The sequence below is a fragment of the Candidatus Woesearchaeota archaeon genome, assembly GCA_018303425.1.
GTDB lineage: Archaea > Nanobdellota > Nanobdellia > Woesearchaeales > JAGVYF01 > JAGVYF01.
In genome coordinates, this window is record JAGVYF010000023.1 from 1 (window position 1) to 18,770 (window position 18,770).

General features: G+C 30.9%; 16 protein-coding genes. 7 read left to right on the forward strand and 9 right to left on the reverse strand.

Translation table 11 applies throughout. The features are described 5' to 3' along the window. The 3 genes from J4418_03770 to J4418_03780 all read right to left on the reverse strand — a co-directional run. On the reverse strand, window positions 1-213 hold a 213-nt coding region (locus J4418_03770; protein MBS3113173.1), incomplete at its 3' end, for a hypothetical protein. Window positions 214-334: 121 nt separating this feature from the next. Beyond that, window positions 335-2,752 (reverse strand): ribonuclease H-like domain-containing protein, encoded by a 2,418-nt coding sequence (locus J4418_03775; protein ID MBS3113174.1) that lies wholly within the window; start codon window positions 2,750-2,752, stop codon window positions 335-337. Between the two features lie 1,076 nt (window positions 2,753-3,828). Next, window positions 3,829-4,500 (reverse strand): hypothetical protein, encoded by a 672-nt coding sequence (locus tag J4418_03780; GenBank protein MBS3113175.1) that lies wholly within the window; start codon window positions 4,498-4,500, stop codon window positions 3,829-3,831. A gap of 530 nt (window positions 4,501-5,030) precedes the next feature. Between J4418_03780 and J4418_03785 the strand changes: the two genes are divergently transcribed. The 4 genes from J4418_03785 to J4418_03800 are packed head-to-tail and all read left to right on the forward strand — an operon-like array spanning window position 5,031 to window position 8,164. Beyond that, on the forward strand, window positions 5,031-5,684 hold the full coding sequence (locus J4418_03785; GenBank protein ID MBS3113176.1) for a 50S ribosomal protein L1: 654 nt from the start codon (window positions 5,031-5,033) through the stop codon (window positions 5,682-5,684). 1 nt (window position 5,685) lies between these two features. Next, window positions 5,686-6,891, forward strand: coding sequence for a 50S ribosomal protein L10 (locus J4418_03790; protein ID MBS3113177.1), 1,206 nt, complete (start codon window positions 5,686-5,688; stop codon window positions 6,889-6,891). A 35-nt stretch (window positions 6,892-6,926) separates the two neighbouring features. Next, window positions 6,927-7,226: a 50S ribosomal protein P1 gene (gene rpl12p / locus J4418_03795; GenBank protein ID MBS3113178.1), complete on the forward strand. Its 300-nt coding sequence runs from the start codon at window positions 6,927-6,929 to the stop codon at window positions 7,224-7,226. A 59-nt stretch (window positions 7,227-7,285) separates the two neighbouring features. After that, entirely contained in the window at window positions 7,286-8,164 is an 879-nt protein-coding gene (locus J4418_03800) for a hypothetical protein (protein ID MBS3113179.1), read from the forward strand. On the opposite strand, the gene J4418_03805 is transcribed toward J4418_03800, so the two are convergent. Further along, a complete protein-coding gene (locus J4418_03805; protein MBS3113180.1) occupies window positions 8,142-8,996 on the reverse strand; it encodes a hypothetical protein in 855 nt (284 codons plus the stop codon). The two genes, J4418_03800 and J4418_03805, sit on opposite strands and share 23 nt — an antisense overlap. A 67-nt stretch (window positions 8,997-9,063) precedes the next feature. Here J4418_03805 and J4418_03810 point away from each other — a divergent pair, with 67 nt between their 5' ends. After that, window positions 9,064-10,818 (forward strand): ribosome biogenesis/translation initiation ATPase RLI, encoded by a 1,755-nt coding sequence (locus tag J4418_03810; GenBank protein MBS3113181.1) that lies wholly within the window; start codon window positions 9,064-9,066, stop codon window positions 10,816-10,818. A gap of 70 nt (window positions 10,819-10,888) precedes the next feature. Here the strand turns inward: J4418_03810 and J4418_03815 are convergent, their stop codons facing one another. Next, window positions 10,889-11,659 (reverse strand): methyltransferase domain-containing protein, encoded by a 771-nt coding sequence (locus J4418_03815; protein MBS3113182.1) that lies wholly within the window; start codon window positions 11,657-11,659, stop codon window positions 10,889-10,891. 219 nt (window positions 11,660-11,878) lie between these two features. On the opposite strand from J4418_03815, the gene cca reads away from it, so the two are divergent. Further along, window positions 11,879-13,123, forward strand: a complete 1,245-nt coding sequence (gene cca / locus J4418_03820; protein ID MBS3113183.1) for a CCA tRNA nucleotidyltransferase — start codon at window positions 11,879-11,881, stop codon at window positions 13,121-13,123. Window positions 13,124-13,235: 112 nt separating this feature from the next. On the opposite strand, the gene J4418_03825 is transcribed toward cca, so the two are convergent. The 4 genes from J4418_03825 to J4418_03840 form a co-directional block, all read right to left on the reverse strand. Next, complete coding sequence (locus J4418_03825) at window positions 13,236-15,008, reverse strand: hypothetical protein (GenBank protein MBS3113184.1); 1,773 nt, start codon at window positions 15,006-15,008, stop codon at window positions 13,236-13,238. 136 nt (window positions 15,009-15,144) lie between these two features. After that, on the reverse strand, window positions 15,145-16,092 hold the full coding sequence (locus J4418_03830) for a VWA domain-containing protein (GenBank protein ID MBS3113185.1): 948 nt from the start codon (window positions 16,090-16,092) through the stop codon (window positions 15,145-15,147). 2 nt (window positions 16,093-16,094) lie between these two features. Further along, entirely contained in the window at window positions 16,095-16,991 is an 897-nt protein-coding gene (locus J4418_03835; GenBank protein MBS3113186.1) for a DUF58 domain-containing protein, read from the reverse strand. 11 nt (window positions 16,992-17,002) lie between these two features. Next, window positions 17,003-17,932: a MoxR family ATPase gene (locus tag J4418_03840; GenBank protein MBS3113187.1), complete on the reverse strand. Its 930-nt coding sequence runs from the start codon at window positions 17,930-17,932 to the stop codon at window positions 17,003-17,005. 299 nt (window positions 17,933-18,231) lie between these two features. Here J4418_03840 and J4418_03845 point away from each other — a divergent pair, with 299 nt between their 5' ends. Continuing rightward, window positions 18,232-18,639 carry a hypothetical protein gene (locus J4418_03845; GenBank protein MBS3113188.1) on the forward strand — a complete coding sequence of 136 codons (408 nt, stop codon included), beginning with the start codon at window positions 18,232-18,234 and terminating at the stop codon, window positions 18,637-18,639. Window positions 18,640-18,770 lie beyond the last annotated feature (131 nt).

Below are 18,770 nucleotides of genomic sequence, written 5' to 3' on the forward strand. Positions count from 1 at the left end.
TAAATTTTGAGAATCAAATACAGGTTTTAATTGAGACCTTAAAATCGCAATTTCACCCGTTAATTGCATTAATTGCATTTCCAACCTGCGATTATAATCATGCAACCGTTCAAGATCTTTAGTGTTAATTGAAATATCTGTTTTAATATTGCCAAATGTCTTTTTCAAAAGAGATTTTAATACTTCCAGCTCATCAACTTTATCTAACACCATCATTATCTAAAAATGATAATATCTATTTAAAGATTATTATAGCCTAAACAATCCTAAACAATTATAGCCAAATAATCTGTAATATAATTAAATTATTGAATGATAAGCTTATATTCTATTTTTACAAAAAGAAGCTTTGCAATGAACTCTGATTCTTTTCCATTAATAATTCCTCTATTGAATATCCTAATGCTTCGAAAATTTTGTCAATAGCAGGAATTATCTGATTATTAATGTAATAACCTGAATCGTAATCTTCCGGTTTGACATCCTCCGGCAATTTAACTCTTTGATTTAACTTGCCTTTTCCTTTAACAACTACATATTTGAGAATCATTCCAGGATATACTTCTTCCCCTTTCCTTAATAATTGCATTGCAATGGCAACATGAGGCAACAAAGAATTATATTCTTCAATAGGTTTTTGCAATGACATTGTTATAGCCAACTTTTCAATCGGCATTAAATTTTTTCTTAAATCATATAATACTTGCTTCAAATATTTAACTGCTTTTTCTTGTTGTTTTTCTTTGAGCAAAATTGATAAAATATTTTCTTGAACCTCCTTTGCAATTGGCGAGATATTTCTTCTCACGCTTTCAAAACCTTTTATTGTAAGTGCTCCCCTTTCATCCATTAAAGCATAACGTTTTTTTGCGCCCTTGGTTGAAGCTTTTGCTGAAACAAAAATACCCGATGGATAATATCCCTCAAATTCTAGTTCCATGCAACCAGGCAAATCACTATTAATTTTATTAACAAACTTTTCTACATCAGATATCCTCTTCTTGCCTAATGATAAAAATACTGAATCGGTGTCTCCATAAATAACTTTAAATTCTGCCTTTTCAGCTTTAGAAATTGTATCCTTGATATAATTTCTTGCTAAAGCGGTTATTGCTTGAGCGCAATCAAAATTATACCATCTTGCCGATGAAAAACCAAAGTACCCGTAAAATGCATTTGATAAATCTTTTAACGCCTGCGATCGCGCTCCTAACAAAATATTATCTTTATTTTTTTTTAATTGTTTTTTTACCTCTGTTCTGGCGATAATCAAATGTTCTAAAACTGCAGGTAAAAATCCTTTGCTCCCTTCGCAAAAATGCATAGTCTTAGTCCCAATCTCAATCTTATTCCTAGAATCAGGATGACATTTACAATTTAACACACTAGGTCCAATGTTATGCGATACAATTAAAGTTGGATAAAAACTTTTAAAATCAACAATTACAATATCTTCATATAACCCTGCTATTGGCTGATAAACATAAGCCCCTTGGTATCTTTCATTATATCTTGATTCTTTTTCGTGATAACTTGGCCTATTAAGAATTACTTCATTATAATCAGGCGTATTTTTTAAAATATATGTTTCAACAAATTGTGAATGGCTTGCCCTTGTTAAATTATAAATAGGCAAACCGATAATTTTTATTAGTTCTAATATGTTCGGAAAAACTTTTTGAAAAAGTAAATATGCAAGTTCAGAATCTTTAAGATTATATTCACAAAATTTACCTAGGCCTTTGTTATTATCCCATGCAAGAAACATTTCTTCAATTTTTACTTCAATTTTTTTCTCATTTAACAATTTTTCAGACACATCGTTTAATGTATAAAAACTTAACCTTAAAGCTCTTGACATAACTCTAACAATAAACTTGTAAATATCAACATGAGGAAGACCAATTATCCTGGCTTCATTATTTTTAATTTTTAATAAATTACCTTCAAATAAATTTAAAGTTATATTAAACTTATTTGCTCTGGTTTCAATATATGGAAAATCAAAACCATCAGAATTGTATCCAACTAATGCATCCGGTTTTTCTTGATTAATTAACACTTTAAATCTTTCAATCAACTCTTTTTCAGAATCTAAATGTTCAACATAGTCCAGAGTATGTTTAAATTTTTTCCATGTCAATACTTTTTTTAAATTTTTTCCATAAAGACTAAGCATAATAATCGGATCTTTTTCAGGCATTATTGGTGATCCTTTTTTGCAGTATGTTTCAATATCAAAACCCATTACATTTAATTCTACTGATGAATCTTGCGATTTTTGCAATACAGACTCCGCCCTGAATTCATTATTAATAAACATACCTTTTGCTTCTGTTAATACCATCGGAGTAATCTTCTTATCTATTAAATATCTTAATACAAATTTAATGTCAGATTCATAAACTGATGCAACTATTTCCAATTCAGAAATAAATTTAGCTGCAATCGGCACTTGGTCTGGTTGCTGGGTAAACACTTTAAGTAATTTTTGAGTCTTGCCTAAAATCTTTTTTTGTATTTCCTGAATTTTTACAATTTGGGCATCTGCAATTTTAAAATTAAGCAAATCATTTTTTATATCCCTAAAAACAGATTCGTCTTTTAAATGGACTAAAAAATATGGTTCAAATGAATTATCCACTATACAAACTTTATCCCCGTTAGATGTTTTTCCATATATTAGAATTTGCGGTTTATCCGATTCCAATCTATAACTTAAATCAATAGGATAAAAAGTTAATGTTTCCATATAGAGAGAGATTATTTCAGGATTATTTAACCCTAACTGTCAAAATTAAACATTATCAATCGAAACCAGACACACCAGTAAACACACCGATATAATACACTCATTTCCACCAGTATTTGGCTGGCGTTTATTCGGCAGCAAAAGCCCATATGTCAATCAAAACCATACACTATCAGTCACCAATTCACTCAGTTTGGTTTTTCAGACCCCATTTTCCACTTGTTAAACAATTAAATCTAAACTCTTTGTAAAATATACTTGCGGTAAATAAGATTATAACGAGCTAACCTGGCCCGAATGGCGAGCATAGCATCGATCTGTAACCGAGGGTATCAGCGAGCTTTTGACAATGAAATTTCAACTGCAAAAGGTTTAAGCAATGAAATCTCCAAACGGGAGTGTAATTTGCATCTAACTATAGATTAGTATACTAAAACGTAACATTTATATATTAGTATGTATACCGCTATACTAGTTGATAAAATACGAATCTTTAGCATGGCTAAAGATTTTGAAATCAGTCTTTTTAAGGACTCCTATATTATTCTGGAAACCACCCCTCACACCAAAGGAGTCCTCTTGAATATACCGAGAAATGAATCTCGGTTTACTAGCAATGTTCAATTTGGCGAAAATTCAGAAAGATTAGGCGCTTAATACACGCAGAAGGGAATATTAAGGCTGAAATGAATTGACCAACCCCTATTTGCAACTTGGCAATCCAATTCTACTGATAAAATAACGCCAATTGGCCTCTTGCTTTTATAGTATTCCACAAGGACTATGGAATTTATTTGTTTAAATTCTAAAGTTCGAGTTCGCATTCCTTCGGGAAAAAAGAGATAAGGTCTATAAAAACCTATAATTTTGGCCGAGTTTAAGGCGCATTGTATCACATGCACAATTAGGCAAATTTAGCTTTAAATACCAAAATCTAGAAAGGAGAGAAAGGCAACCTTACATGTATATAATACATGATTCGGCCAAAATTAATCAAACATCATTTCATAAAAGCCCGCCCTAATAATCAGGGGGGCCTATTTATTTTTAATCAATCATTATTATTGTTAATATTCCTAATCAATAAATGCTATTGTTGAAGGAGCTCTGCGCCCTACACAAGGTCCATCCTTAACTGTAAATCCGACAGTTTTTAAATTATTTCTAACTAATTTAGCGCAAGAATAAGTGGTTAAAATAGTCCCTCTCAGAGTTAATTTTTTTATATCCTTAAAGAACGATTCTGTCCAAAGTTCTGGACATTTTTTAGGGGAAAACGGATCAAGAAATATTATATCAAAATCTTCTTTTAATGTTGTTATTAATTCTCTTGCATCACCTATTAACAATTTAACACTTACATTATCCACTTTTATTGAAAGGTTATTCTGATTTAACGATTTAATAAAATTGTAAGATAGGAATTTAGGGTTTACTTCCTGTATCTTTTCAATTATACTAATATCATTTTCAAGTCCAACAATCTCAATACTGCAATCTTTATTGTATTTTAACACTTCGTCTATTACTGCTGCCGAATTATAGCCAAGTCCAAAACAAATGTCAAGAATTTTTATACTGCCTTTCTTTGACTTTTCTTTTATCATAGCAGGCTCAACAAACTTTTTGATAGATTCTTCTACTGCTCCACTTTTGGAGTGATATGTCTCCTGATATTGTTTATTGTAGTAGGTTATACTATCGTCATTAGTGATTATCTGTTGCATTTTATAGAATAATTCAGACATTATTTTAAAACTATCTAGAATTTTAACCAAAGTAAGAAATCAATCAAAGTCACCCACCACCAGTCAAAGACTGGCGGCATGTTTGCCTACGGTACTCGAGCGATTCAGACCCGATTTTTCCACTAAAAACTAGTAATACACTGGTGGAAAAATCAAATTTTAATCTATATTAAAAGACAAGCTAAGCTTGTATAATTAAAAAAGTGATTAGCCGCTCAAAGTGTTTTTTATTTTGGCGCGCAGAATTTATAATAAAAATCCCAACCATTGCAAGCTATAGGGTATTTAGACTTCATACGTTTAACTGATTATCGTAGCAAGCTACTGACTATTAAACCAATGAAGTAACCATAGGTTACTATATTTATTAAGTAGTGTCTCACGAGAAGACGCTAACTTTTGTATTGAATTCACTTTACTAAAGTATTACTGAATATCGTAAGTTTTATAAATAGTGTATTATTACAAGCACTTAATACAATTTCCGTATACTACTAACTCGCGTATGCTTGGGTGTAGGAGGAAAACAAATGGAAAAAACCGAAATTTTAGAAGCTATTAAAGCGTGTAAAGAAAATACAAAAAAACGTAATTTTCAACAAAGTTTTGATTTAATTATCAACCTTAAAGGTATTGACCTTAAAAAAACTGATAATCAAAAAGAATTCTTTATAATACTGCCTCACGTTACTAAAACAAAAAAGATTTGTGCTTTAATTGGGGGTGAATTGAAAGAACAGGCAACTGAAATCTGTGATAAATTTTTAATTTCTGATGATTTTGCAGAATATTCAAAAGATAAGAAAGCAGTAAAAAAATTAACCGACGAATATGATTATTTTATAGCCCAAGCAAATATTATGCCGCAAATAGCTACAAGTTTCGGTAAAGTATTTGGTCCAAGAGGAAAAATGCCTAATCCTAAAGCCGGGTGTATTGTACCCCCAAAAGTGCAATTAAATCCAATATATGATAAATTACAAAAAACAGTAAAAGCTGCATGGAAGAAAAGTTTGGTCTTACAAGTATTAGTTGGTACTGAAACAATGAAAGACGAAGAAATTGCTGATAATATAATAACATATTACAATACAGTAATAGGGCAATTACCTAATGATATTAATAATTTAAAATCAGTATATCTCAAATTAACAATGGGATCAATAGTAAAGATTAAGGTGTAAAATGGTAAATATAGCTGAATATAAAAAAAAGAAAATTGAAGAATTTGTTAATTTAATTAAGGAATACCCTATCATTGCCGCAGTAGATATGGAAAATTTACCTACGCCTCAATTACAAAACATGAGAGCACAGCTAAGAAAAAAAGTTGTGTTAAAAATGACAAAAAGAAGGTTTATGAAAATTGCTTTTGAACAAGCAAAAGAATTTAAACCGGGAATTGAAAAATTATCAAAATACTTAAGCGGAATGCCTGCTTTATTATTCACAAAGGATAATCCTTTTACATTATATAAAATTCTTCAGAAAAATAAATCACCGGCCCCTGCAAAAGCAGGGCAAATTGCGCCTCGGGACATTATAATACCAGCAGGCCCAACCTCTTTTGCACCAGGTCCATTAATTGGAGAACTCGGAATGCTAGGCCTAAAAACCGGTGTTGAAAATGGTAAAATTGCAATTAAAGAAAATAAAGTTGTAGTTAGGGAAGGTGAAGAAATTAAAGCTAATGTTATTGGAATACTAACAAGATTTGATATTAAACCAATGGAAATAGGTTTAGGCTTAACTGCTGCATATGAAAACGGCACCATCTTTACAAGTAAAATATTGCATATTGATGAAACAGAATATAAACAGAAATTTGTTGATGCTTCAGGATGGGCATTTAATCTTGCAATGGATGTTGGGTATCCAACAAAAGATAACATCGAATTAATGTTAAACAATGCCCATACTGTTTCAACTTCCCTTGCTTTAAGTGAAAATATCTTAACTAACGAAACTATTGAAAGCGTGCTTGCAAAAGCTGAAATACAAATGTTAAGCCTCAAGAAAACTGCAAACATACCTGACACTATTCAAGAAAACCGGTTTGAAGAAAATATTAAAAAACCAGTTAAAGAATCAATAGGTAATAGTAATATTAAAGTAGAACAAGCTGAAGAGATTATAACTGTAACAAAACATGCCGCAGATAAAGATATTAAAAAAGCTGAAAAGCTAATTGAGCAAATAAGAAAAGGATCAATTGATGCTGATGTTCAAGAAAAGGTTCCTAAAGGCCCTAGCGCCGAAGAACTTGTAAATGAGTTAATTGCTAATGACAAACAAGAAAAAAAAAGGCAAGAAGCAATGAAAGTTCCTACTGCTCATGAATTACTGCAAAAAAAACTAAAAAAAGAAAAAGAATTCGGAAAGAGTAATTAATTTCACTCTTAATTCATTTATTGGAGGTCATCAAAATGGAATACGTATATGCTGCAATGCTTTTGCATAAAGCAAAAAAAGAAATAACTGAGGATGCTGTTAAAAAGATACTTAATGCTGCGAGCATTGAAGTAAATGATGCTAAAATCAAAGCTTTAGTTGCTGCGCTTGAGGGTGTAAACATTGAAGAAGCTATCAAGAAACAAGCTGTAGCTGCTGCGCCTGTTGTTAGCGCTGCTCCAGTTACGCAAGCTAAAGAAAAGAAAGAAGAGAAGAAGGAAGAAAAGAAAGACGACGGCGCAGGTGCCGCGGGTCTAGGCGCCTTATTTGGTTAAACTTCTTTTTATTTTATTTTTTCTTTCTATTTTCGACACATTACAACGGCAGATTAACAATGGAACAAGATGATAATAATAAAAAATTCACTGAATTTAATAAAAAAAAACATAAAATAAAAGATTTGCGCAATCAATTAAATAAAATTAACGAAGAAAAAGAAAAATGGTTTTCTACTAAAAATTTGTTGCATAACAAAATTTCGGATTTGATTAAAGTTCTCAAAGAATCTAAAACCTGCAGAGACAGTCTTTCTGCCGATGTAAAAGTAAAAAAAGAAGACCGAAATAATATCAATGTCCAGATTAAAAAAAAAATAGATGAGATTAAAAAAATAAATCAAACCGGAGATAATAATAACCATGATAGAAAAAATAATCCCGCCCAAATAAAATATGAAATTAAAAAACTTGAGGAAAAATTTGAAACTGAAGCTATGAAATTTCCTCAAGAAAAAAAAATAATGCAGACAATTAAAGAACTTAAAAAGAAATATGAAGAAACTAAAAATGTTAATCTAACTCAAAATGATAATAGGCAATTGTCAAATGAAATTGATGAATTGAAAAAAAAATCTGATCTATTGCATAAAGAAATACAATCTAAAGCTAAAGAAAGTCAAATTAAACATGAAACTTTGATTAACGCTTCAGAGCAAATTAGAAAATTAAACACTGAAGAAAAAGAAGCATTTGGTAAATTTATTGAGCTAAAGAAAAACTTTGGCGAAATTAATAATTCACTTAAAAAAGAATTAAATGACTTGAATAGCTTACAATCGCAAATTTCAGAGATTAAACAAACAAAAATAGAGGGTCAATCTAACACTCAAAAAAAACGGCTTAGGGACTTAGAAAAAGACGTGGAAGAAAAAATTAAAACCGGCAAAAAATTAACCACTGAAGATTTATTAATTATTCAGGAAAACCAGTCTTAGAGAGTATATAAAATAATTCATTGTCGTATTCTAATATTTTAAATTCAAATCCAAGCTCGCTTGCAATATATTCAAACCATTTCCTGCGGGTCGATCTCATGGGTTTGCCACCTACGGATTTAGTTGAAAAGCTTACGGCTATAAATTTTGCATCCACAATATTTAATAATTTCCCCGTAATGTTTTTCTTAACAACTTCTAAAGAATCGAGAAGTTTAAACATAAAACATACATCGGATTTAATACCTTTCAATAAGGCATAATCTTTTATCAAATTTACCGGTAAAACTTTCCCGTTAATTTTCTTAAGCTTAAAATATTTCTGAATTATTACCAAATCCTGTTTATTCAGTTCTGATGCAATGTATTTTAAAGATTTAACATTCATCCAAGGAAATGATAACGGATTAAGACCGCATCCAATATCAATAATTGAACTGGGAACGGATGTAATCTTAAAAATCTCTTTATAGAGTTGAGCATATATCGGAATACGCTCTTTAGTTGATCTATGTGTCTCTAACAATTTTTGGTGAATATCTAAACTTTGAGGAGCTTTTTTTAACTGGTCAAATAAGCACGTCCTTTGATCAGAACCAAGTTGAAATAAAACATACGATTTTCGTAAATTTGACCGTATCATTTTTATAATCAGTTTGAATTCTTTGGAAAGTTTAAACTTTAAAAATGAGCCTGAAACTTCTATTTTGTCTTGAATTTTCTTATGTTTTTTTACAAAATCAGATACTTGATCGGCTATAAATTCTGAATCTATTTCATTTAACTCATGTTTATCTTTTATTGCCTGAACGATGAATGACAGATATTTCATAATTGATATCAATCCCCGGTTATTTAAAAACATAACTATTAAAAGATGCAGATAATTCCCTATATGCATGAGCCGAATTGCTGTAGTTAAAAAAGAAGATTGTAATCCTGTAGGTTGCGGTAATTATCTTTGCATAAGAGTATGTCCAATTAATCGGAAAGGTGAAAACTGTATATTTAAAGGAGACGACCGCAAAATAGGGATAGACGAAACTCTTTGCATAGGCTGCAATATCTGCGTAAAAAAATGCCCTTTTGAAGCAATAAGCATAATTAACCTGCCTGAAGAACTTAAAAAAACTCCAATACATCAATATGGAAAAAATGGGTTCCATCTTTATAATTTACCTATTCCGCAATTCGGCAAAGTAGTAGGGCTGCTTGGCATAAATGGTATAGGAAAATCTACTGCTATGCAAGCGCTCGGGGGATTATTAAAACCAAACCTTGGAAAGGAGGGAGAGTCAACATATGATGAATTAATCCAATTTTTTAAAGGCACAGAAGCGCAAAAATATTTTGAAAAAGTTAAAAATGGAGAAATTGTCGTTGCATATAAATTGCAACAAGTAGACTTGATAAATAGACAATTTAATGGAAAAGTCCGCGATTTGCTAGAAAAAGTAAATGAAAAAAATGAACTTGATAAAGTATGCAATGCATTAGGAATTGAAATGATACTTGATAATGATATTAAAACTATATCTGGCGGTGAACTGCAAAGGGTTGCAATTGCTGCAACTATATTAAAAAAAGCTAATCTGTATATTTTTGATGAACCCACTTCCTATTTAGATGTAAAACAGCGCATTATTATCAGTAAATTTATTAGAGGGCTTGCAAATGAAAATACTGCTGTTTTAGTTGTAGAACACGACTTGATTATTCTGGACTATATGACCGACTCAGTGCATTTGATGTATGGTAAACCTGGCGCATACGGCATTGTTTCACTTCCAAAAACAACAAAAGCCGGTATTAATGCTTATCTTGAAGGCTATATGGCGGATGCAAATGTAAGATTCAGGGATCATAGAATCAAGTTTGAAAAAAATGCTTTCAAGAAAAAAAAAGAAGGAGGAATAATTTTAACAGAGTGGATTGATATGAAAAAGACGTTAAATAATTTTAATTTAACCGCAAGTAAAAGTATTCTTTATAGACATGAAGTTGTAGGGGTGTTAGGAGAAAATGGGATCGGGAAGACCTCATTTATCAAGATATTAGCAGGTGAAATTCAACCCGATACCGGTAAAATTGAAAAAAGTGTAAAGGTTTCTTATAAACCCCAATACTTAAAAAATGATTCAGATGAACTCGTAATGGTAACATTGCGTGATGCTATTGCTAAATATGACACTGAAATAATCAGACCGCTAAACATTAAACCTTTATTTACAAAACAGCTTAACCAATTATCCGGCGGCGAACTACAGAAAATTGCAATTGCTTTATGCTTGTCAAAAGATGCTGAATTATATTTAATGGACGAACCTTCAGCTTATCTTGATGTAGAGCAAAGACTGGTGACAGCCCGCGTAATCAAAGATTTAATGGAAAATAAAGGTAAAACCGCTTTTATTGTGGATCATGACTTATTATTTTTAGATTTCTTGTCGGAGAAATTAGCAGTATTCGAAGGTGAACCAGCTAAATCTGGCAAACTTAATGCTATATTAAGTATGGAAAATGGTATGAACATGTTCCTAAAAAATCTAAATCTAACTTTTAGAAGAGATATTGAAAGCGGCAGACCGCGCGCAAATAAACCCGGCTCTATTAAAGATAGAGAACAAAAAAACGCAAATAAATATTATTATTAAGATTCAGCATATACAGAAAGTCAATCGAAACATAACACCCCTGCGAAATACATCCGCGGAAAATAAAATTTTAAATCTTTCTAACAAATGATAAGAATCCCGAATGGCCCATCATCTTGGATTTAGGTCTAACCTTTCTACCCGATACTTCCCATTCCCGTTCAATTACTTCAATGGTTTTAATATGGATAAAGTTTTCATTATTTACTAACGCATTAACAAAATCTGCAACCTGTGGAATGCACGGACTATATGAGACTATAAACCCGCCTTGTTTTAATGATTTTACCGCATGAGGAAGAACTTTCCACGGTTCGGGAAGGTCAAGTGTAAAAACATCAACATTTTTATCTTCAATTCCGTCATAAATATTATGTTCCTTTGCTATAACATTTTTTAAGTTAAGAAATTTAATATTTTCATTTACAAGCGCAACATGCTCTTTTTTTATATCGTATGTAGTAACTTTTTTTGCAATATTTGCAAGAAATAATGATAAACCCCCAGAACCTGAACCTGCATCAACAATCACTGAACCTTTTCCTATCCCTGTCTCTGCTATAAGATACCCAACATCTTTTCGGGGTATGATTTGAGCTATTCTTTTTATTCTTTTGTAAACGTCAATAAAGCTTGTATCAATAATTTGAAATTCCGTACCCATACTTGAGTTAATAGAAGTTTTTTTTTTAAGATCTGCTTTGCTAATTACCCCATTTTCGGTATGAAAATCATTAGAGATGTCTTTGATAAAATATTCTCGCTGTTTTATTATAGTAACTTCTCTGCCAGTATCTTCAAAAAATTGTTTTTTCTCCTTTCTGTAAATCAGCTTGGACATATTTTGTTAAATAAATATATTGATTTATAAATGTTGCTTTTCACATGCGCTGTCCAGAAAGTTCATTGTCTGTATATTAGGATAGAATTTAAAACATAAAGCAGCTAAGAACGTTCTTGCAGTTATAGTTAAATCTGAAGATGCTAATTGACAATGAGACGACTCTGGGACAGCGCCTTTTCACAAGATTTAAATACGTTGTTCAACATTTGATAACTAATGGAATTGTTAAAAGAAATATTAAAATCCCATAAAATAAAAGACACTGAACGTAAAGTTAGACCAATCCTCAATAGGATTAAGACTGAGATTGAGACTGAGAATATCAATGCAGAGGTTGTCCTTGGAGGAAGCGTAGCTAAAGGCACTCACCTAAAAAAATATGATTGCGATATTTTTGTAAAATTTGGCGAAACATATAAAGATAAAAATTTGTCTGAATTACTCGAAAAAATATTGCAATGTTTTGATAATGTTGAAAGAGTACATGGCTCCAGAGATTATTTTAAACTATTATATCAGCATATTGAATTTGAAATTGTTCCTGTATTAAATATTAAAAATTCCGAAGAGGCGTTAAATGTTACAGATGTCAGCCCATTACATGTCCTATGGGTTAAAAAACACATTGGAAAAAAAGCTGATGATATTAAACTTGCAAAATTATTCTGCAAAGCCCAGAGAGTTTATGGGGCAGAATCTTTCATCAATGGATTTTCAGGATACATGATTGAAATTCTAGTTATCTATTATGGAAGTTTTTTAAATTTTTTAAAAGGAGTAAGCAATTGGAAATTGAAAGAAGTAATTGATTTTACGCAGTATTATAAAAATGAAAAAGAAGTTTTCAAAACATTAAATAAGGCTAAACTTGACAGTCCATTAATTTTAATAGACCCTGTACAAAAAGAGAGAAATGCCGCCGCAGCACTTAGTTATGAAAAATTTAACCTGCTAATAGCGGCTGCTGCAAAGTTTCTTGCAGGCCCTTCAAAAAAGATGTTTTGCATGCATAAATTTTTATTAAAAAAAATTAAAATCAAAGCTAAAAAAGAAAAAGGTGTTTTAATCATGATTGAAGCTGCACCTTTAGAAGGAAAAAAAGATGTTATAGGGGGGAAATTATTAAAATGTTTTAATTATGGAAAAAGGCAGTTGGAATTAAACGATTTTAAGTTATTAGATTCTGACTGGTACTGGTCTGATATTAAACAAAATGCATATATGTGGTACATAGTCCATCCAGAAAAATTATCCGAATATAAAATACATGCAGGACCTTTAATTAGTTCAAACAAAAAAGATGTTGCAAAATTTATTAAAAAACATAAAAAATATAAAATAGAAAATAACAGAATATATAGCGAAATTAAAAGGAAATATACTAAACCTAAACAATTAATTAAAACCCTCATGAATATTTATTTTAAGGACAAAGTCAAAAAAAATAAATTAATCGAATAAACCCGCAAAAAATAATAGTCAAAAGCCCGCTGTAAATATGAGATTTTGACTACCCAATAACCCCCAGTCAAAAACTGGTGAAAAATTAGTGTATTTTAATTTAAATTATAATTTATATTACCATTCGGCCCTTTTTAAGGATCCAGACTTCACTACCATCAGGTTTTACACCATAAATATCAAGTTTTTGTTTCGCGGCATCAATTACAATATCAAAATGATAAACGGTTTGTCTGTCTTTCTCAAAACCCATGCCTAATGCAATATGTATCATTCTGGCGATTTTTTCATTGACAACGAGATAATCGCAAATTTTGGCCGTTGGATGCGTATTAATTGCAAATTCCCCTATTCTGTCAAAGTTAGATTTTTGTGATTCTATAAATTCTTGAGGTAAAGCCCCGCTTTTTTCCTTTTCAAACAATATTTTCAAATGTTCTTCTTTTACATGTTCAATATTCAATAAAATATCCTTTTCAGCTTTGATTATCTGATATCTTCCATCTTGAACTTCAACTATTATCGGATGCTTACTTGAAAGTTTAACACTCCTATCGGTATGCATTACTACGTCACCAACAAATGTGCCTTGCATACTCTGGGGGGTAAAAAATACTTCACCTCCAGGTATATTTGTATATCTCCCAAATGATATTTTAGTTTTCTTAAATAATTCTTTATCAACTATAGTAGTAACATCTGAATAATCCGGAAATAATTTCCGATGGGATATGTCCACAAGTAAATTAGTTGAATGACTATCATTCCCCTCGCTTCCAACAACATTTATCATTATACACCCCTGTAACTCCATGTATAACTTACGCGTTATATCGCGAAATTTTTTATAATTGATATTTGTAGTCTCTACAAAAACATCAATAGGCAATGTCTCAGTTAAAGCAATCCTTGTCATCGGTAATCTGTCATCTTCATATGATTGAGGTTCATCTGATTGTTTTAGAAACATTTTAGCGGGTGAATCCCATCTACTTTTACCATTTGAAGTCGGATATCCAATACATTCTCCAAAAAAATGTCTCCCCCTAAAACCTTGCGGTGAGATAATAAGTTCTGCAGTTGGCGGAACAAGATCCTTTAACTTAAAAATTTTAGAGATGTCAGAATATGATTTGAAAACTGCTTCACTTGATTTTTTACAATGTTCACACCCTTGCAATGTCTCTAATAAATCAAATATATGTTCAGCAGGTTCAAAAGGCGACACTCTAACTGTTTTACCTTTTATCACCGGAAAGGCGCCTAAACTTTTTGCTGATTTCATTAATAACCAAGTAATTGCATAAGAGTCAAGATAATCTTCTAAAGGAAGTTTCAAAATGTTTTCTGGCGGAATTAAAGGTAAATCAATCTGTACTTTCTCTTTTTTCTTAAGAGCAAAAACATTTTTCCATATCTTCTGCGTTGCCGAAGTTAACTGTTTTAATTTATATGGTTTGAACCATTTATATTTGTAAGGAAGCTTAATCTTGCCGGCATTAAATCCGATTTTTCCTGATTCAATTATCAATGCCGGGGCTTTGAATAATTTCTCAAATTTAGAATTATCAAATTTAACACTAACTGCTTTAATAAAATGACTTAAATATTTAGTATTTTGCCCCCGTTTATTAAATTCATGCTCTTTATAAACTTCCCAAATTTTTTTAAGTATGTCATATTCAATACATCCTTGTTTGGAATTACTAATGACAAATAAATCTGAATGAAGTTCATGTATTGCCTGTGAAAGAGGCGCAATTGAGTAAAATGCTTTTTCATCATCTAAATCATATATTAAAAAAAAAGATTTATAACTCAAATCTCCCAATATCCTTTTATAATCTTTAACCGCATAATCAAAAAGTTGCTTTTTATATTTCATTTTCTTTATAATTTATATCCTGTATTTTTATATAAATGTTTGCTTATTTTTGTAATTCTTTAGCATCCTAAAGTCATACTATCTAATTTAACATTGCTGCCAAATTAGGTGTAGATTATGCGTAAAAATTAATTTACTATGGCAAAATTCTATATTTTGTATTCATTAAAAGCCATTCAAATAACAATAAGAATAAACCTAATATTAACAAAGGAGTTTTCAATTGAAGCGAAATTTTAGTTATGCCAATATTTGCTATTTGCTTATATGATTCAACTAATTGCTCCGGAGTTTCAGCCTTAAAATAAACCCCGCCGGTTTTTTCTGCAAGATTGAATAGTCCATCTTCATCTATTTTTAATGTAACATTTGTGCCTAATAATAAACCGCCTTCGTTTGTACCTATACCTATAGTATGAACTACAAGGTTCATGTCATTTGCGCGATTTATTGCATTATCTATTGAGATTCCAACATTGCTCCTTCCGTCTGTTAGTAAAACTATGGCTTTCCCCCCCCCTAAATCATCTCTTAAACTTTCAAACATATTTATAGCTGTTATTATAGCTCCCCCTATATCGGTGCCGCCAATAGCTAATATCCTAATCTCATCAATTGCATTTTTTACATTTGCTCTTGATAAGGTTATTGGCTCATTAATTAAAGGTGTGCCTGCAAAAGAAATTATGCCTATAGAAGTCTTGCTCCCAATTTCATCAACGAATATTTTTGCAGCTTCTTTGGCGACTGCAAGCCTGCTCGGCGCAATATCTTCAGCAGTCATACTGCTAGAGGCATCTATTGCTAAAACATATTTGAAATTAGTACCGCTCCCAATATAATTAAATATAGCTCCGGATATAGCCAAAATTAGCGAAGTTAAAATAATTAAACGAATAACTAACAAACTGGTATTTTTAGTAAGTAGCACCCCGCCAGTAATCCTTTGTATGGTTTCAAAGTTTGCAAATTTGAAAGCTTTTCTTCTACTGAATCTTAAAGTTATAAAATGTATTAAAATTAACAAAGGTATTGCAAATGAAAACCAAAGATACACCGGATCTGTAAAAGATAAAAATACCATTTTTATGTAACTTTAAAAGCCCTCATCTTAAAAAAACTAATTACCCTCGTAATATAAGGTTTATCAGTATAAAAATCTATAAAATCACAATTATTCTTGACAAATGCCTTTTTTATTTTTATAATTTGCTGATTATTAATTTTAGAATAGAGTTTTCTAATTTTATTTGGTTCTATTAATGTTTGTTCTCCAGTGTGCGGGTCTTCAACAACTACTTGCCCGGGGTCTGAAGGAAGTTTCAAATCCCGAGGATCACGAATCATCATAGCAATTATATCAAATCGATTGGCAATTAATTTAACTTTTTCTTCCCAATTGCCCTTTAATCCTATAAAATCTGAAACAATTATCAATAAAACCTCATCATCTAAAAAGTTTTTAACAAAATTCAAGGCTTCAATAAAATTATAACCCCCCCCATAAAAATCAGGGTTAACCAGCGCTTTTGTTATTTGATAATATTGGGGTTTCCCGCCAGCAGGTTTTAGTTTTTTTGTGACATTCTCATTAAACAATGCAAACCCTACCTCATCCCCTGCTTCAATCATAGAATGAGACAATGATAATATAAGTTCTGCAGCATATTCATTTTTTAACTTTATACCCGAACCAAAAATCATTGAAGAACTAACATCAACTAAAAAAAAAACTTTTAAATTTCTTTCTTCAATATATCTTTTCACTAGCAAAGAAGTTGATCTGCCAGAAGCTTTCCAGTCAATATTGCTCGCATCTTCTCCTACCCCATAATTTGCGTATTCTTCAAATTCTAAACCTTGGCCTCGAAAAGCGCTTTTATAAAAACCGATAGCTTGCGCAGAAGCATTTCGTTTTATTTCAATATCCAGCCTATTGATTGCTTTCCCAATATCAATTTTAAACTTAGATTTTTTTGCCAACTTTAATCCTCCTACGGCATCGGTACTTTATCTAAAATCTCTTCGATGATTTGTTCAGTCTTAATATTTTCAGCTTGCCCTTCATAAGTCAAAAGAATTCTGTGCCTTAACACATCATATGCAACATTTTTAACATTTTGGGGAACAACATAATTTTTACCAGCCATTAAAGCATCACATTTGGAAGCAATGAACAATCCAATTGACGCCCTAGGCGAACTGCCATAGAGTATATACTTTCCTAATTTTAAATTATAATCTTTAGGGTTGCGTGTTGCCATTACAATCTCAACAATATATTTTTCAATTTCTTCGCTAAGATAAATTTTTTGCGCAATTTCCTGCATCTGGATAATTTCTTTGGAATTGGTTACACTTTTAATGTCATAATTATCAAATTCTTTTAATGTCATATTAGTGCTCAATATTTGTTTTTCCTGTTCAAAATTAGGATATGTGATTAAAACCTTAAATAAAAATCTATCAATCTGCGCTTCAGGTAAACGATAAGTTCCGGCAGTCTCTATCGGGTTTTGAGTAGCCATAACAAAAAATGGTTTCATCATATGAAATGTTTCTTTGGAAATAGTTACCTGTTTTTCCTGCATAGCCTCTAACAAAGCAGATTGCGTTTTAGGGGGAGACCTATTAATTTCATCTGCAATTATAAAATTTGAAAAAATTGGACCCTTGATGGTGTAAAATCCTTTCACTTTATCATATGCAGTAATACCGGTTAAATCAGTAGGAAGCAAATCAACAGTAAATTGTATTCTATTATTCAAACACCCGGTTACTTTTGCTAATGTTCTAATTATTAGAGTTTTTGCAATACCGGGAACGCCCTCGACAAGTATATGGCCATTTGCAATTAACCCCCTTATTACGCCATTAATCACTTCATGCTGACCTATAACTATCTTCCCCATTTCATTTCGCATTTTTCCAACCACTTCTCCGAAATGTTTAACTTCCTTAGGAGAAACTTTAATTGGAGGAGATTTTTTAACAAATTTATCTTTTAGTTTTTTAAATTGCTGCAAAAATAAATTTTTACCTAAAATAGTTTTTTTCCGGAGATACTTTTTTTTAATCCTTTTCTTTATTTTTAATTTAGAATTAGCTTTCTTACTCCTCTTTTTTTCCATATTTTATTTAGAGTATATAGATTTATAAATATTGTTATCCACTCAAAAGTAGTAATAAACAATTAAATAGATTCAATTAGAGTGTACTTATTATGATTTGGAAATTTGTAAAAAAAATAATACAAAAAGGGAAATATAAAACTAAAAATGCGCTTTCACCATTTCAAATTAACAAAAAAAAAGAAAAGCTAAAAATAATTAATAATTTTAAAAACAAATTTGAAGAATTATTAAGGATTCAAGTATATGAACCTGTAATAATAAACCAACTCGTGAGAGAATTTTTAAGTCATTTATACGACATAAAAATAGGGTTTACCCCTTCTGAATTTAAACAAAAAGTTCATATAAATAAAATTAAAGAAGATACAAAAAGAAGGTTAATCATTTTTTTGGAAACATTAGATGACTTAAGATACAACAATAAAATATTATCTGTTGAAAAAACTAAAACTTTAATGGAAGATTTTTTATTAATATTGAAAGAATTAAAAGATTAAATCGTTCCCATATATATGCAACAATATTTGCAACGGTAAAAATAAATTATAAATGGACTCCTCGACAATCGCGTCAATCGAAACCTGGCGCCATTCCTATAAAACATACTGGTGGAAAATAGGATTTATGA